General features: G+C 68.5%; 13 protein-coding genes and 1 pseudogene. 7 read left to right on the top strand and 7 right to left on the bottom strand.

Features of this window, described 5'->3' with window-relative positions:
* Window positions 1-25 precede the first annotated feature (25 nt).
* Window positions 26-727 carry a 2-phosphosulfolactate phosphatase gene (locus ACTWQR_RS17945; protein ID WP_443228155.1) on the bottom strand — a complete coding sequence of 234 codons (702 nt, stop codon included), beginning with the start codon at window positions 725-727 and terminating at the stop codon, window positions 26-28.
* 192 nt (window positions 728-919) lie between these two features.
* Between ACTWQR_RS17945 and ACTWQR_RS17940 the strand changes: the two are divergent.
* The 4 genes and pseudogenes from ACTWQR_RS17940 to ACTWQR_RS17925 all read left to right on the top strand — a co-directional run.
* Window positions 920-1,285, top strand: a pseudogene (locus ACTWQR_RS17940) (LLM class flavin-dependent oxidoreductase); the annotation flags it as partial.
* A 123-nt stretch (window positions 1,286-1,408) separates the two neighbouring features.
* A complete protein-coding gene (locus ACTWQR_RS17935; RefSeq protein ID WP_443228087.1) occupies window positions 1,409-2,104 on the top strand; it encodes a nucleotidyltransferase domain-containing protein in 696 nt (231 codons plus the stop codon).
* Between the two features lie 101 nt (window positions 2,105-2,205).
* Window positions 2,206-2,559, top strand: coding sequence for a YciI family protein (locus ACTWQR_RS17930; RefSeq protein WP_443228086.1), 354 nt, complete (start codon window positions 2,206-2,208; stop codon window positions 2,557-2,559).
* Window positions 2,559-3,755, top strand: a complete 1,197-nt coding sequence (locus tag ACTWQR_RS17925) for an RNA polymerase sigma factor (protein WP_443228085.1) — start codon at window positions 2,559-2,561, stop codon at window positions 3,753-3,755. Before ACTWQR_RS17930 ends, ACTWQR_RS17925 begins: the two co-directional genes overlap by 1 nt.
* 82 nt (window positions 3,756-3,837) lie before the next feature.
* On the opposite strand, the gene urtE is transcribed toward ACTWQR_RS17925, so the two are convergent.
* The 6 genes from urtE to ACTWQR_RS17895 all read right to left on the bottom strand — a co-directional run bounded on the left by urtE (window position 3,838) and on the right by ACTWQR_RS17895 (window position 10,092).
* A complete protein-coding gene (gene urtE / locus ACTWQR_RS17920) occupies window positions 3,838-4,533 on the bottom strand; it encodes an urea ABC transporter ATP-binding subunit UrtE (RefSeq protein WP_443228084.1) in 696 nt (231 codons plus the stop codon).
* A 7-nt stretch (window positions 4,534-4,540) separates the two neighbouring features.
* Window positions 4,541-5,356, bottom strand: a complete 816-nt coding sequence (gene urtD / locus ACTWQR_RS17915) for an urea ABC transporter ATP-binding protein UrtD (RefSeq protein ID WP_443228083.1) — start codon at window positions 5,354-5,356, stop codon at window positions 4,541-4,543.
* Window positions 5,353-6,498, bottom strand: a complete 1,146-nt coding sequence (gene urtC, locus ACTWQR_RS17910) for an urea ABC transporter permease subunit UrtC (protein WP_443228082.1) — start codon at window positions 6,496-6,498, stop codon at window positions 5,353-5,355. The genes urtD and urtC overlap by 4 nt, the downstream gene beginning before the upstream one ends.
* Complete coding sequence (urtB, locus tag ACTWQR_RS17905) at window positions 6,495-7,391, bottom strand: urea ABC transporter permease subunit UrtB (RefSeq protein ID WP_443228081.1); 897 nt, start codon at window positions 7,389-7,391, stop codon at window positions 6,495-6,497. Before urtB ends, urtC begins: the two co-directional genes overlap by 4 nt.
* A gap of 64 nt (window positions 7,392-7,455) precedes the next feature.
* Window positions 7,456-8,679, bottom strand: a complete 1,224-nt coding sequence (urtA, locus tag ACTWQR_RS17900) for an urea ABC transporter substrate-binding protein (protein WP_443228080.1) — start codon at window positions 8,677-8,679, stop codon at window positions 7,456-7,458.
* Between the two features lie 300 nt (window positions 8,680-8,979).
* On the bottom strand, window positions 8,980-10,092 hold the full coding sequence (locus tag ACTWQR_RS17895; protein WP_443228079.1) for a substrate-binding domain-containing protein: 1,113 nt from the start codon (window positions 10,090-10,092) through the stop codon (window positions 8,980-8,982).
* A gap of 188 nt (window positions 10,093-10,280) precedes the next feature.
* Between ACTWQR_RS17895 and ACTWQR_RS17890 the strand changes: the two genes are divergently transcribed.
* The 3 genes from ACTWQR_RS17890 to ACTWQR_RS17880 all read left to right on the top strand — a co-directional run bounded on the left by ACTWQR_RS17890 (window position 10,281) and on the right by ACTWQR_RS17880 (window position 13,557).
* The gene (locus ACTWQR_RS17890; protein ID WP_443228078.1) at window positions 10,281-10,691 is read left to right on the top strand and encodes a MarR family winged helix-turn-helix transcriptional regulator; all 411 of its coding nucleotides are present in this window, start codon (window positions 10,281-10,283) and stop codon (window positions 10,689-10,691) included.
* Window positions 10,692-11,131: 440 nt separating this feature from the next.
* A complete protein-coding gene (locus ACTWQR_RS17885; protein ID WP_443228077.1) occupies window positions 11,132-12,019 on the top strand; it encodes a glycoside hydrolase family 19 protein in 888 nt (295 codons plus the stop codon).
* A gap of 152 nt (window positions 12,020-12,171) precedes the next feature.
* Window positions 12,172-13,557, top strand: a complete 1,386-nt coding sequence (locus ACTWQR_RS17880) for a phospholipase (protein ID WP_443228076.1) — start codon at window positions 12,172-12,174, stop codon at window positions 13,555-13,557.
* Window positions 13,558-13,636 lie beyond the last annotated feature (79 nt).

The following is a 13,636-nucleotide window of genomic DNA, read 5'->3' as shown; positions in this document are numbered from 1 at the left end:
TCTGCGGAGCCGCCGACACCAGAGATCAGGCCGGGACGTCGTCGGTCAGTGAAAGGCCGGCGGATGGACGGAGGACCATGAGCGAGCCTTCCAAGGTCGCCACCATGGCAAAGGGGAACCGGTCGACCTCGAGACAGAGTGCAACGTCATCGGAATGGACTCCTTGACGCACGCCCTCCGCCAGCTCGGTGGCGGCGCGCGACTCGGCGGCGCGGCGGACGAACTCGGCAGCATCCGTCCCGGCAGCGGTGGCCCTTTGGGCGATGTATTGAGCGCACGCCAGATCTTCATCGGCCTGCCCATCCTCGCCAGTGACCACGAACGTGACACTGTCACTCTTGCGCGTCCGCAAGAGCCGAGCCGTTGCCTCCGCCACCACGAAGCCGGCGCACAGCACCAGCGACGCTTCCTTGACCGCGAGGGCGCCGACCGTCCCTGCCGTGGTCTTCTGCACGACGGTCCGTCCGCCGAGGTCAACAGACCGCAGCAGGCCCGGCGAGTTGACCAAGTCGAACCCGGGCGCGGGCGGACCGTCCTTGAGCGCCACCCAATCCGGGTGGCGAGCCTTGAGCGCCAGGGCTTCGTCCAGCGACTCAGCGAGAACGATCTTTTCCGCCCCCTGGGCAAAGGCCCAGGGAGCCACGGTGAAAGCGCGCATGACGTCGACCACGACCGCCACGGGCGGTGTTTCGACCAGCTCGGCGATGCCGAGGAAACAAGCGTCCATTCCGATCATGATCGGGCACGCCTGACCCGGAGCGCCTCAAGGGTTGATCCACCTCACATCGGTGGTAGGTGGTGTAGGGATGCAACACATCCAGCTGCCTGCGTCGCGAATGTGGTCCGCAGCTACATGCCTGCTCCACAGAACGCGGCGCGGCCGCAGCACCCAACGAATTGGTCCGTGCCCAGCTCCACGGAGACCGTGAAGTCCGGAGAGGCGGGGCTTGCCCGCAGCGAGTCCGAGGGGCAGCAGCGGATGCTCGCCCTGCACGGCGGCAGCGGCGACGGCCTGGAGATCCACCCCAACCTGTGGGCAGGCATCGGTCTGGTGCGCGGCGGCGCGGGCACGGCCCTCGTCGGCAGCCACGACGAGGTCGCCGACCGCATCGCCGAGTACCACCGCCTCGGCATCGACGAGTTCGTGCTCTCCGGCTATCCGCATCTGGAGGAGGCGTACGGGTTCAGCGAGGGCGTGCTGCCCCGGCTTGCCGCGCGGGGCCTGTGGCAGCACCCGTTCGCCGACCGGCCCGCTCCCTCCGCGCAGATGCCGTTCGCGAGCTGAGGCTTTGGGGGCGCATGCTCCTCGCCCCGGAAAATCGCTGTACTCGGCCGCCTCCCGGGTGATGACCTTGTGCGAGCCGCCCGGCTCACACAAGGACGCCGGCACAAGCAAGGGGGGACGGCCGTGACGACCACGAACATTCTGCTGTCCGGCATCGTCGGCTCCACCGCCTACGGCCTCGCCCACGAAGGCTCGGACGTGGACCGGCTCGGCATGTTCGCCGCCCCCACCGAGGGCCTCCACGGCCTCCACCGCCCGAAGGAGTCCCACGTCACGACCGCACCCGACAGCACGCTCCATGAAGCGGCAAAGTGGTGCCGGCTCGCTCTGGGCGGCAACCCGACCGTCATGGAACTCGTCTGGCTGCCCGACGAGTTGTACGAGGTCCGTACGCCGCTGGGTGACGAACTGATCGGCATCCGGTCGACCCTGCTCTCCGCGCAGCGGGTCCGTGCCGCCTACCTCGGTTACGCCACCCAGCAGTTCAAACGGCTCAACGACCGCGGCGACGGCTCCTTCTCCGCCGATACCCGCAAACGCACGGCCAAGCACGCCCGACACCTGCGGCGCCTGTGCCACCAGGGCTACGAGCTGTACGCCACCGGACGCCTGGGTATCCGCGTCGAGGACCCGGAGGAGTACCACCGGTTCGGAGAACAGGTGGCGGCCGACGCCATGACCGCGCTGCCCCTTCTCAAGCGGTACGAAGCGGCCTTCGACGAGACCCCGAGCGCCCTGCCGGAACAGCCCGACGAGGCGCCCGTCGAGGAGTGGCTGCGCCGGGTCCGCGCTCACTACTACGCGCCGGGCGGAGGGTGACCGACGCCTGGAAAAAAATCTCCCGCTGTCGTCGTGGCGTGTGTCGATCCGGTGGTCTCCCCTTCGTGTAGTCAGTGAGAGACCACCAAGGAGGACACGTCATGAAGCACTATCTGTTGAGCGTGATGCAGCCGGTGGGGGAGCCGCCCGCGCCTGAGATCCTGAAAGAGATCGGGCACAACCTCGATGTCCTTCACGCCGAACTGAAGGAGGCCGGCGCCTGGGTGTTCGCCGGGGGACTGCACGGTCCCGAGACGGCCACCGTGCTGCGGGCCGACAAGGGAGAGGTACTGATCACCGACGGCCCGTACACCGAGAGCAAGGAGTTCCTGGGCGGGATCTGCCTGATCAAGGCACCCGACCTCGACGCGGCGCTCGAATGGGGCCGCAAGGCGACGCTGGCGACCACGCTCCCCATCGAGGTGCGGCCCTTCATGGGCGAAGCCGACGACTGATGACCCCGAACGTCGACATCGAGGCCGTCTTCCGCGCGGAGTACGGCCGTGCGGTCGCCGTCCTCGTCCGCTTCCTCGGCGACATCGACCTCGCCGAGGAAGCGGTGCAGGACGCCTTCACCACGGCGCTGCGGAAGTGGCCGGAGACGGGGATACCGCCGAGCCCCGCGGGGTGGATCATCACCACCGCCCGCAACCGGGCCGTCGACCGGCTGCGCCGCGAGTCCACGCGCGAGGCCCGGCACGCCGAGGCGGCCCGGCTGTACGCCCACGACGCACCGCCCGAGGAGGGCCCCGTGCGCGACGACCGGCTCCGCCTGATCTTCACCTGCTGCCACCCCGCGCTCGCCACCCAGGCCCAGGTCGCCCTCACCCTCAGACTCCTCGGCGGGCTCACCACGCCACAGATCGCGCGCGCCTTCCTCGTACCCGAGCCCACCATGGCCCAGCGCCTGGTCAGGGCCAAGGCCAAGATCCGCGACGCCCGTATCCCGTACCGCGTCCCGCGCGATGCCGACCTCCCCGATCGCGTCAAGGGTGTGTTGGCGGTCGTCTACCTCATCTTCAACGAGGGGTACGGGGGCCGGGAGGACCTCTGTGCGGAGGCCGTCCGCCTCGGCCGGCTGCTGGTCGAGCTGATGCCGGACGAGCCCGAGGCCGTCGGCCTGCTCGCGCTGATGCTGCTCGTCGAGGCTCGTCGGCCCGCCCGCACCACGCCCGACGGCGAACTGGTTCTCCTCGCCGACCAGGACCGCTCCCGGTGGGACCGCGATCTGATCGCCGAGGGCCAGTCCCTCGTACGCCGGTGCCTGCGCCGCGACCAGCCCGGCCCGTACCAGATCCAGGCCGCGGTCAACGCCGTCCACAGCGACGCCCCGACCGCGGCCGCCACGGACTGGGGCCAGATCCTCCAGCTGTACGACCAGCTCATGGCCCTCGCCCCGAGCCCGGTCGTCGCCCTCAATCGCGCCGTCGCGGTGGCCGAGGTCGAGGGACCGGAAGAGGCCCTCGACCTCGTGGAGAACCTCGACCTCGGCGGTTACCACGCCTTCCACGCCGTACGAGCGGATCTGCTGCGCCGCCTGGGCCGCGGGCCGGAAGCCGTGCGGGCGTACGAGGCGGCCATCGCGCTCACCGACAGCACAGCCGAGCGTGCCTACCTCGAACGCGGTCGGCAGGCGCTCGTACGGCGTTGAAGGCAGGCGTGCGGCACGTCAGCGCGTACGGAGCTGGGGGTGCCCCCGCTGGTCTCGTATGTTCCGCCCAGGGCACCCGCGGTCACACGCTCAGCGCCTCCCGCACGGACCGCTCCGCCTCCGTCCCGCCCTCACCGGACGACGTGACCCGTCCGGCCTCCAGGACGTAGTACCGCTGCGCCGCCCGCATCGCGAAGCCGACGTGTTGCTCGACGAGGAGCACCGAGAGGCCGCCGCGGGCGGCCAGCGCGAGGATCGTCTCCTCGATCTCGGCCACGATCGAGGGCTGGATGCCTTCGGTCGGCTCGTCCAGGAGCAGGATGCGAGGGTCCGTCACCAGAGCACGGGCGATGGCGAGTTGCTGTCGCTGTCCGCCCGAGAGCAGGCCCGCCCGCCGGTTCGACAGGGTCCGCAGGACCGGGAACATGTCCAGCGCCTCGGCGATCGCCGCCTTGCCGCGGCCCCGTCCGTCCGCGACCAGCTGGAGGTTCTCCGCCGTCGTGAGATGGGGGAATGCCTGCTGGCCCTGCGGCACGTACGCCATGCCGCGCGCCACGCGCTCGTGGGGCTTGCGGCGGGTGATGTCCTCGCCGTCGAGGCGGATCGCGCCGCTCGACGGGGTGAGCAGCCCGACGGCGGCCCGCAGCAGTGTGCTCTTGCCCGCCCCGTTGTGCCCCAGCACCGCGGCGACGCCGTCGTCCGGTACCTCGACGGAGACTCCGTGCAGGACGATGCTGCGGTTGTAGCCGACCCGGATGTCGTCGATCTCCAGCTTCATGTCCGCCTCACGCCTCCTTCACGGCCGCGCCTGCCGCGGCACCGTCCACGGGCTCCGGCTCCGGCAGTATCAACTCGGCGTCCTGGACGGCCGCGTGCCCGAGGTACACCTCCTGCACCTTGGGATCGGCCTGCACCTCGGCCACTGTTCCCTCGCTCAGCACCTTGCCCCCGTGCAGCACACTGACGCTGCGCGCGAAGGACCGCATGAAGTCCATGTCGTGCTCGATGACCACCACGGTCCGCTCCTCGCTGATGCGCTGCAACAGCTCACCCGTGGCCTGCCGTTCGTCGTGGCTCATCCCGGCGACCGGTTCGTCGAGCAGCAGCAGCCGTACGTCCTGCACGAGCAGCATGCCGATCTCCAGCCACTGCTTCTGCCCGTGGGCGAGCGTCCCGGCGGGGTTGTCGGCCAGCTCCGCGAGCCCGACCGTCTCCATCGCGCGCGCGACGGACTCCGGCACGCTTTTGCGTCGCCGGAGCATCGTCAGCATGCCGCGCCCGGCGCCCGCCGCGATGTCGAGGTTCTGAAGGACCGTCAACTCCTCGAAGACCGTGGCCGTTTGGAAGGTCCGGCCGATCCCCGAGCGGGCGATGTCGTGCACGCTCCGCCCGAGCAGCTCATCGCCCCCGAAGAGCACCGAACCCTCCGCCTTCACCAGGCCGGTGACGGCGTCCACGAGCGTTGTCTTGCCCGCGCCGTTAGGCCCGATGAGGAAGCGCAGATCGCCCGGAACCACGTCGAGGTCGACACCGTCGACGGCCTTGAACCCGTCGAAGGACACCCGCAGTTGGCGTATCTCAAGGCCTGAGAGCTCACTCATGCTGCTTCTCCAAGAGGAAGGGCAGGAGATGGTTCACCGGTCGTGCCCGCCGCCGCTCTGCGCCGCCGTACCATCCCCACCAGCGACGCGAGGCCGCCCGGCAGGAACGCCAGGGCCACGATGAACAGCAGCCCCTGGAAGTACGTCCAGCCCGCCGGGAACTCCTCCGACAGCGCCGTCTTCGCCCAGGCGACCCCGATCGCGCCGAGCACCGCGCCGGCCAGGCTCGCCCGGCCGCCGACCGCGGCACCGATGACGAACTCGATGGACGGCACGATGCCGATCATCGCGGGGGAGATGATGCCGACCGCGGGCACGAAGAGGGCGCCTGCGAGTCCGGCCATGCCCGCAGCGACGACGTAGGCGACGAGCTTCACGTTCGCGGGGTTGTACCCGAGGAAGCGCACCCGCTCCTCCGAGTCCCTTACGGCGACGAGGAGTTCGCCGTACCGGCTGTGGATCAGCTGCCGGGCGATGACGATGAGGAGCAGGAGCGCCGCGGCGATGATGAAGTACACCATCCGCTGGTTGACCGGGTCGTTGAGGTCGTAGCCGAAGAAGCCCTGGATGTCGGTGAGTCCGTTCGTACCACCGGTGGTGGCCTGCTGGCCGATGAGCCAGATCGCGAAGGCCGCGGCGAGCGCCTGGCTCAGGATCGCGAAGTACGCGCCCTTCACCCGGCGGCGGAAGATGAACGAACCCAGGATCGCCGCGACGGCCATCGGCAGCAGCACGGTCGCGGCGAGGGCGAAGACAGGATTCTCGAACGGCCGCCACCACCAGGGGAGTTCGGTGGCGGTGCCGTACAGCTGCATGAAATCGGGGAGGTTGCCCGGACCCGCGTCGGCGATCTTCAGGTGCATGGCCATGGCGTAGCCGCCGAGCCCGAAGAACACGCCCTGTCCGAGCGTGAGCAGTCCGCCGCGACCCCAGGCCAGACAGATGCCGACGGCGACCATCGCGGTGCAGAGGTACTTGGCGAGGAGCCCGAGCCGGAAGTCGGAGAGCGCCAGCGGGGCGACGGCGAACAGGGCCAGGGCGGCCGCGGTGAATCCGGCGGCGGCGCGGGCCGAACGACCCTTGAACACGGTCCCTTTGAGTCCGAGTCCTTTGAGTCCTTTGAGTCCCTTGAGTTCGGTCATACGAGGCTCCGGGTGCGCAGCGTGTACAGCCCCTGGGGCCGCCACTGGAGGAACGCGACGATGGCCACGAGGACGAGCACCTTCGCGACGCTGACGGTGGTGGAGTACTCCAGGACGGACTGCAGGACGCCAAGGACGAAGGCGACGATCACCGTCCCCTTGAGCTGTCCGATGCCGCCGACGACGATCACCAGGAACGCGTCGATGATGATGTTGGTGCCCATCGTGGGGCCGATCGGACCGACCAGGGTCAGCGCGACGCCCGCGACTCCGGCGAGCCCGGACCCGATGAAGAACGCGGTCCGGTCCACGCGTTCGGTGGAGATGCCGGACACCTCGGCCAGATCGCGGTTCTGCACGACACCGCGGATCCGGCGGCCCAGCGACGTCAGGCGAAGCGTCAGCGACAGTGCGACGACCGCGGCGATCGCCAACCCCAGAATGAACAGGCGGCTGTTGGCGAAGGTCAGCGGGTCGTCGCCGCCGATGATCGTGATGTTCCCGGTCAGCAGATCGGGCGCGCGGGTCTGCACGTTCGGCGCGCCGAAGATGTCCCGGGCCGCCTGCTGGAGCATCAGCGAGACACCCCAGGTGACGAGCAGCGTGTCGAGCGGGCGCAGATACAGGCGGCGGATGAGCAGCCACTCGAGCAGCGCACCGAGAGCGCCCGCCACCAGGAAGGCGACGGGCAGCGCGACCAGCAGCGACAGGCCCGCGCTGCTGATGGACTTCTGGAGGACGTACGTGGTGTAGGCGCCGGCCATGATGAACTCGCCATGGGCCATGTTGATGACGTTCATCTGGCCGAAGGTGAGCGAGAGGCCGAGTGCGATGAGCAGCAGGACGGCACCGATGCTGATGCCGGTGAAGGTCTGACCGAGGATCACGGTCATGCGGCGGCTCCTCCGGGGAGGCGGGACGCGGGGGCCTCGCGTGAGACCCCCGCATGACGGGTGATCAGGAGAGGCCGGAGGCCCAGTCATAGCCCTTCAGGTACGGGTCCGGCTTGATCGCCTTCCCGGAGTCCCACACCTGCTCGATGAGTCCGTCGTTGCCGATCTTGCCGATCCTGGCGGTCTTGTAGATGTGCTGCGACGCGCCGTCGATGGTGACCTTGCCCTCAGGGGCGTCGAAGGTGATGCCGTCCGAGGCCGCCTTCACCTTCTCCGGGTCGAAGGACTTGGCCTTCTCGACCATCGCCTTCCACAGGTAGACCGAGGTGTACGCGGCCTCCATCGGGTCACTGGTCGGCTTGTCCTGGCCGTACTTGGCCTTGTACGCCTTCACGAACTCGGTGTTCTCCGCGCCCTCGGTCGTCTGGTAGTAGTTCCAGGCCGTCAACTGGCCCGCCAGGTACTGTGATCCGATCGACTTGACCTCTTCCTCGGCGATCGACACCGAGACCACCGGCATGCTCGCGGCGGTCAGGCCCGCGGACTTGTACTCCTTGAAGAAGGCCACGTTCGAGTCGCCGTTGAGAGTGTTGAAGACCGCGTCGGCCTTCGCCGCCTTCACCTTGTTGGCGATCGTGCTGAACTCCGTGGAACCCAGCGGCGCGTAGTCCTCGCCGAGCACCTTCATGCCATTGGCCTTCGCGTACGCCTTGATGATCTTGTTGGCGGTGCGCGGGAAGACATAGTCGCTGCCGACGAGGTAAATGCTCTTCCTGCCCTGGCTCTTGAGGTAGTCGAGAGCCGGAACGATCTGCTGGTTCGTGGTGGCACCGGTGTAGAAGATGTACGGGGACTGCTCAAGTCCCTCGTACTGCACGGGATAGAACAGGAGTGACTTGTTCTTCTCGAAGACCGGCTTCACGGCTTTGCGGCTCGCCGAGGTCCAGCAGCCGAAGGTGGCCGCGACCCGGTCCTCCTTGATGAGCTTGCTCGCCTTCTCGGCGAACGTCGGCCAGTCGGAGGCGCCGTCCTCGCTGATCGGCTTGATCTTCTTGCCGAGCACACCGCCCGAGGCGTTGATCTCCTCGATCGCCAGCTTCAGCGAGTCGCGTACGGTCACCTCGCTGATCGCCATCGTGCCGGACAGCGAGTTGAGCAGGCCGACCTTGACCGTGTCGCCGCTCGTGTCCGCCTTGGCCGCCTTGTCGGACGAGCTGCTCGCGTCGTCGGTCTTGGCGCCGCACGCGGAGAGCGCGACGACGGCCGCGAGCGACGCGGCACCCGCCATCACCCTGCGTCGGGAGAAACTGGAACCGCTGAAACGGCTGGAACCGCTGGACAAAAGAACCCCCTCGGGCTGGAAGGAGGAGAACCCCCTGAGGAAGGAGGAGAACCTCCTGAAGTGCGGTCCACAGCCTCAGGTCGCCCTGTTTCCAAGGCGTTTCGCGTTACTTTCCCGGCGGTATCTTCGCGCTCTCACCGGGCAACAAAAAATGCCCGGGGCGGAATTCGACACCTGAATTCACAGTTCGCCCGAGGCATTCTAGATACTTCCTGCGGGAAGTATCTTCATGGCGACGGGGGCATGTCAAGGCCGGGCTTCGTGAAGATCGAGCTGGGAGACGACGTCGAAGTCCACGCCGTCCGCCCGCGCCAGGTAGATCCGCTGGCGTACGTGGCTGCCGCGCAGGTGGAGCAGCCCGCGAGGGCCTTCGTACGACACGGTGTCCGCCGCCGCGCCGATCGCGGAGACGTCGAGCGTCCTGGCCCGCTCGATGAGCGCGGCCAGTAACAGCACGCCCTCATAACACGATTCGCCGAGACTGCCGAGGACCGGCGCCTCGACTCCGTACCGCCCGGCGTACTGGCCGTGGAAGTCGAGTGTGTCCTGGTTCGCCAGTGAGGCGAAGAACCCGGCGGCGCTGTAGAGGCCGGCGGTGGCCGTGGGACCGCTTGCCATCAGCATGTTCTCGTCCATCAGGGTGCTCAGCCGCAGACACCGCTCGTCGAGGCCGGACGCGGCGAACGCCCGGTTGAAGCGGACCGCGTCGCTGCCCACGAGCAGCATCAGCACGGCGTCCGCGTCCGAGCGCTCGATCCGGCGCAGCACCCCGTCGAAGTCATGCGTGCCGAGCGGCAGATACGCCTCCGCGCAGATGCCGCCTCCCGACTCACGCGCGTAGTGGTGCGCGGCCCTGGCCGTACGGCGGGGCCATACGTAGTCGTTGCCCACGACGAACCAGCGGCGCACCCTGTGTTCACCCGCCAGCAGTCGCATGGCGGGTCGGAGTTGGTCGTTCGGGGTTTCGCTGGTCAGGAAGACGCCCGCGGTGTCCTCGCCGCCCTCGTACAGCGCCGTATACACGTAGGGCACCCGATGGGCGATGCGCGGGGCGAGGACCCGGCGCACGGAGGAGATGTGCCAGCCGGTGACGCCCTGCACGATGCCGAGCCTCACCAGCGCTTCGACGTTCTCGGCGACGCGGTGCGGTTCGGCGCCGCCGTCGACCGGCAGCAGGCGCAGCTCCTTGCCGAGCACTCCGCCCGAGCGGTTGACCTCCTCCGCGGCGAGCCGTGCGCACAGCTCGCACGTGGGCCCGAAGATTCCCGCGGCGCCCTGCATGGGAAACACCAGCGCCACGCTGACGACCGAGTCGTCTGCGGTGAACCAGTCGAGCGGATGCGGGTCGAGCCGGACCATGAGGTCATGATTCCGGGAACGCCCGGTGAACTCCAATCCGTCTCGGGGTGTGGTGCGTGCGTGCGGTGACAGGCAGGAGAGATCCTTGGTGGGAGATCCTTATGAGAAGCGTGACTTGTACGATGTGGTGATCCCTTGGAACGAGGAGAAGGATGCCGACCCCACCTCCGCGTCGGTCTCAGGACCTCATGCACCTCTTGACGCGGGCCGAGCGGCTGGCCGCGCGTCGGCTCCAGGCCGCCTTGGAGGAGCACGACTGCTCACTCGACGCCTGGCGCGTCCTCTCCCTGCTTTCCGACGGTGAGGGTCATCCCATGACGGCGGTCGCCGAAGCGGCGTTCCTGCCGCCTCCGACCCTGACCAAGCTGGTCGATCACCTCGTCGACCAGAACGTGGTCTACCGGCGCGTCGATCCCCTCGACCGGCGCCGCATCCTCGCCCATCTCACCCCGCGCGGCGAGACCTACTGGCGGCGTGTCGACCGCGAGGTCCGCGCCCAGTGGCCCGTACTGAGTGATGGGGACGACGAACTGCTGCAGGGGCTGCTGCACCGGCTGGTGGACACGCTCGACGGGGCGGCCGCGGAGTCCTCTGTGTAACCTGCGCCTCGCGGACGGGTGCTGTGGCGAGAGCGGAAATCGAGAGCGGAGATTATCCGGTCGGTCAAAAGGTTGGCATGCGCATCTAGAGGCCTCTAGAGCCATCTTGGGCCATGGGAAGCCATCTGGAGCCACTCCGGTAGCGGGCCCAGCCCGCCGTCAATTTCGCCGGGGACCAGCAGACGGCTGACACGTTCTTCTGACGCCCCCATCCATTGGCTCCGATTCCAGACCGCCTCGCCGAACGACGGTGAAGCCGCCGGGAGTTGACTGGTCTACACCCTTGACTGGTCCAGACCAAGGGAGTTGAGTGTGCCTCCACACCCCCCACCACGGCTGCCCCGTACGCCGTGGCCGGTCTCACCGGCCTGTGCGCACAAGGTTCCGCTCCGCTCTGCCCTCGTACGGGTGCGGCCGTGCTCCGCGAAGGAGTTGATCCTGTGTCGAGGCGCCGTATCGCTGGGTTCGTGGCCGCGCTCGTCGTCGGAAGTGCCGTGCCGGTGCTCCTGCCGGCGGCGAGTGCGTCCGCGGCCGCCTGTTCGAGCTACCCGAGCTGGGTGGCCGGCAAGTCCTACGTCACCGGCAACATCGTCCGCTACACCGACGGCAAGGCCTATATCGCCGAGCACGACAACCCGGGCTACGACCCCACCATCAGCACCTGGTACTGGGAGCCGTACGCCTGCGACACGGGCCCCACGAACCCCTCCGGCTTCGTCGTGAGCGAGGCGCAGTTCAACCAGATGTTCCCGAACCGGAATTCCTTCTACACGTACAGCGGGCTGCGGGCGGCGATGAGCGCCTACCCGGCCTTCGCGAACACCGGCAGCGACACCGTCAAGAAGCAGGAAGCCGCGGCCTTCCTCGCCAACGTCAACCACGAGACCGGCGGACTGGTCCACATCGTCGAGCAGAACACCGCCAACTACCCCCACTACTGCGACTGGAGCCAGCCGTACGGCTGCCCGGCCGGCCAGGCCGCGTACTACGGCCGCGGCCCGATCCAGCTCAGCTGGAATTTCAACTACAAGGCCGCGGGTGACGCGCTCGGCATCGACCTCCTCAACAACCCGTGGCTCGTCCAGAACGACGCCTCCGTCGCCTGGAAGACGGGCCTCTGGTACTGGAACACGCAGACCGGCCCCGGCACGATGACGGGCCACAACGCGATGGTCAACGGCGCGGGCTTCGGCCAGACGATCCGCAGCATCAACGGTTCGCTGGAGTGTGACGGCAAGAATCCGGCCCAGGTGCAGAGCCGGGTGACCGCGTATCAGCGGTTCGTGCAGATCCTCGGCACGACGGCGGGCGGCAACCTGTACTGCTGACGTCCGTGGGGCGGCGGCCCGGTGTCGTCGCCCCGTCGGGCCGTCCATGCTCTTGACCGGTACATACCAAACCGATTGAGTGTGCCGCGCAGACCCCCACACCCGGCCGCCGCTCCTGGCGCCGCCGCGCTGCCGAAGGGACACCGACCGCCATGCGGATCCATCGCCCCCTGCTCTCCTCACTCTCCTTCGCCGCCGCCGGGGCGGCACTGGCCACCGTCCTGGCGGCTCCCGCGCACTCGGCGGAGGTGCCGACGGCGGGTGTCTTCTACGTTCAGAGCGCGCTGACCGGCCTGAACGCGGCCGACAGCGGGGGAGCGGTGGTCCAGCGCAACCCCAAGGGCAACGAGGACCGCCAGCAGTGGAGACTCCGGCCGAGCGGCGCGTCGTACGTACTGGAGAGCACCGACGCGGCGGGCAACTGCCTGGGCCGCTCCGCCGGCCAGGCGAGAACCGTGACCTGTACGAGCGCCGACGCCTCGTGGGAGATCGCACCGGCGGGGACGGAGACGGGAGCAGACCAGTACCGACTCAAAGTCCCTGGTTCCGACCAGTACCTGACCTTGGGAGCGAAGCCCTCCGGCGCCAACTACCCCGCTCAGCTGGTCGTTGGCTCGGCGGGCAGTCCGGCCGCCTGGTACCTCACCCCGGTGACGTCCCCGACCTCCCCGTTGCCGTCCCCGGACCAACGCACCCTGGACCAGGTCACGTTCCTCACGTCGCACAACGCCTACGCGAACGGTGTCGACGGCGGCTTCGCGCCGCCCTTCGTGAACCTCGTCCCCAACCAGAGCCGAGGCATCAACCAGCAACTCACCGACGGCGTACGCGGTTTCATGATGGACATCCATCAGACGTCGGACGGCGCGATCCTCTGCCACAACAGCTGCACGCTCGTCAGCAGGCCGGTGGCGCTGTGGGTGGACATCCAGCGCATGGTCGACTTCCTGAAGCGGAACCCGAGTGAGGTCGTCACCGTGTTCCTCGAGGACTACGTCGACCCAGGCGTCCTGCGCAGCGAACTGGCCCGAGTGAGCGGCCTGTCCGACGTCCTCTACCGCCCCGATCAGACCGGCGTACGCACCAAGGGCTGGCCGCGGATGGCAGACCTGATCGCCGCCAACGACCGCCTGCTCATCTTCACCGACCACAGCCGCTCGTCCGACCAGTCCGCGGGCCTCACCCGCGACAGCTTCGGCGTGATGTACCAGCGCGAGTGGACCGTCGAGAACTACTGGTCCATGGGCTCCGGCGTGGGCAGTTCCGACTGGTCCTGCTACAGCCGCTGGTACGACGCCAACACCAACATCCCGTTGACCAGCGCTGCGCCGCCGTTCCGCCCCCTCTTCGTCATGAACCACTTCCGCGATGCCGCGATCGCCTCCACCGCCACGACCGACAACGCCAAACTCACCGACCGGGCCCAGCGTTTCTGCCAGCCGGCCGCCCGCAAGAAGCCCAACTTCCTCGCAGTGGACCGGTATGACCTCGGGAATCCGTCATCGGCGGTGGCCACCTTGAACACATACGCGTACTGAGGGGCTATCGGGGCGGCAGGCCGTACTCGCGCCATCAGTGGCGGAACGGCGCAGCGTCGCGCGTTCCCGATGCGGGGAT

This window comes from Streptomyces sp. 2A115, assembly GCF_052245575.1.
Lineage (GTDB): Bacteria > Actinomycetota > Actinomycetes > Streptomycetales > Streptomycetaceae > Streptomyces.
The sequence above is the reverse complement of the archived record's forward strand: the minus strand, read 5'-3'. Positions and strand labels throughout refer to the sequence as shown.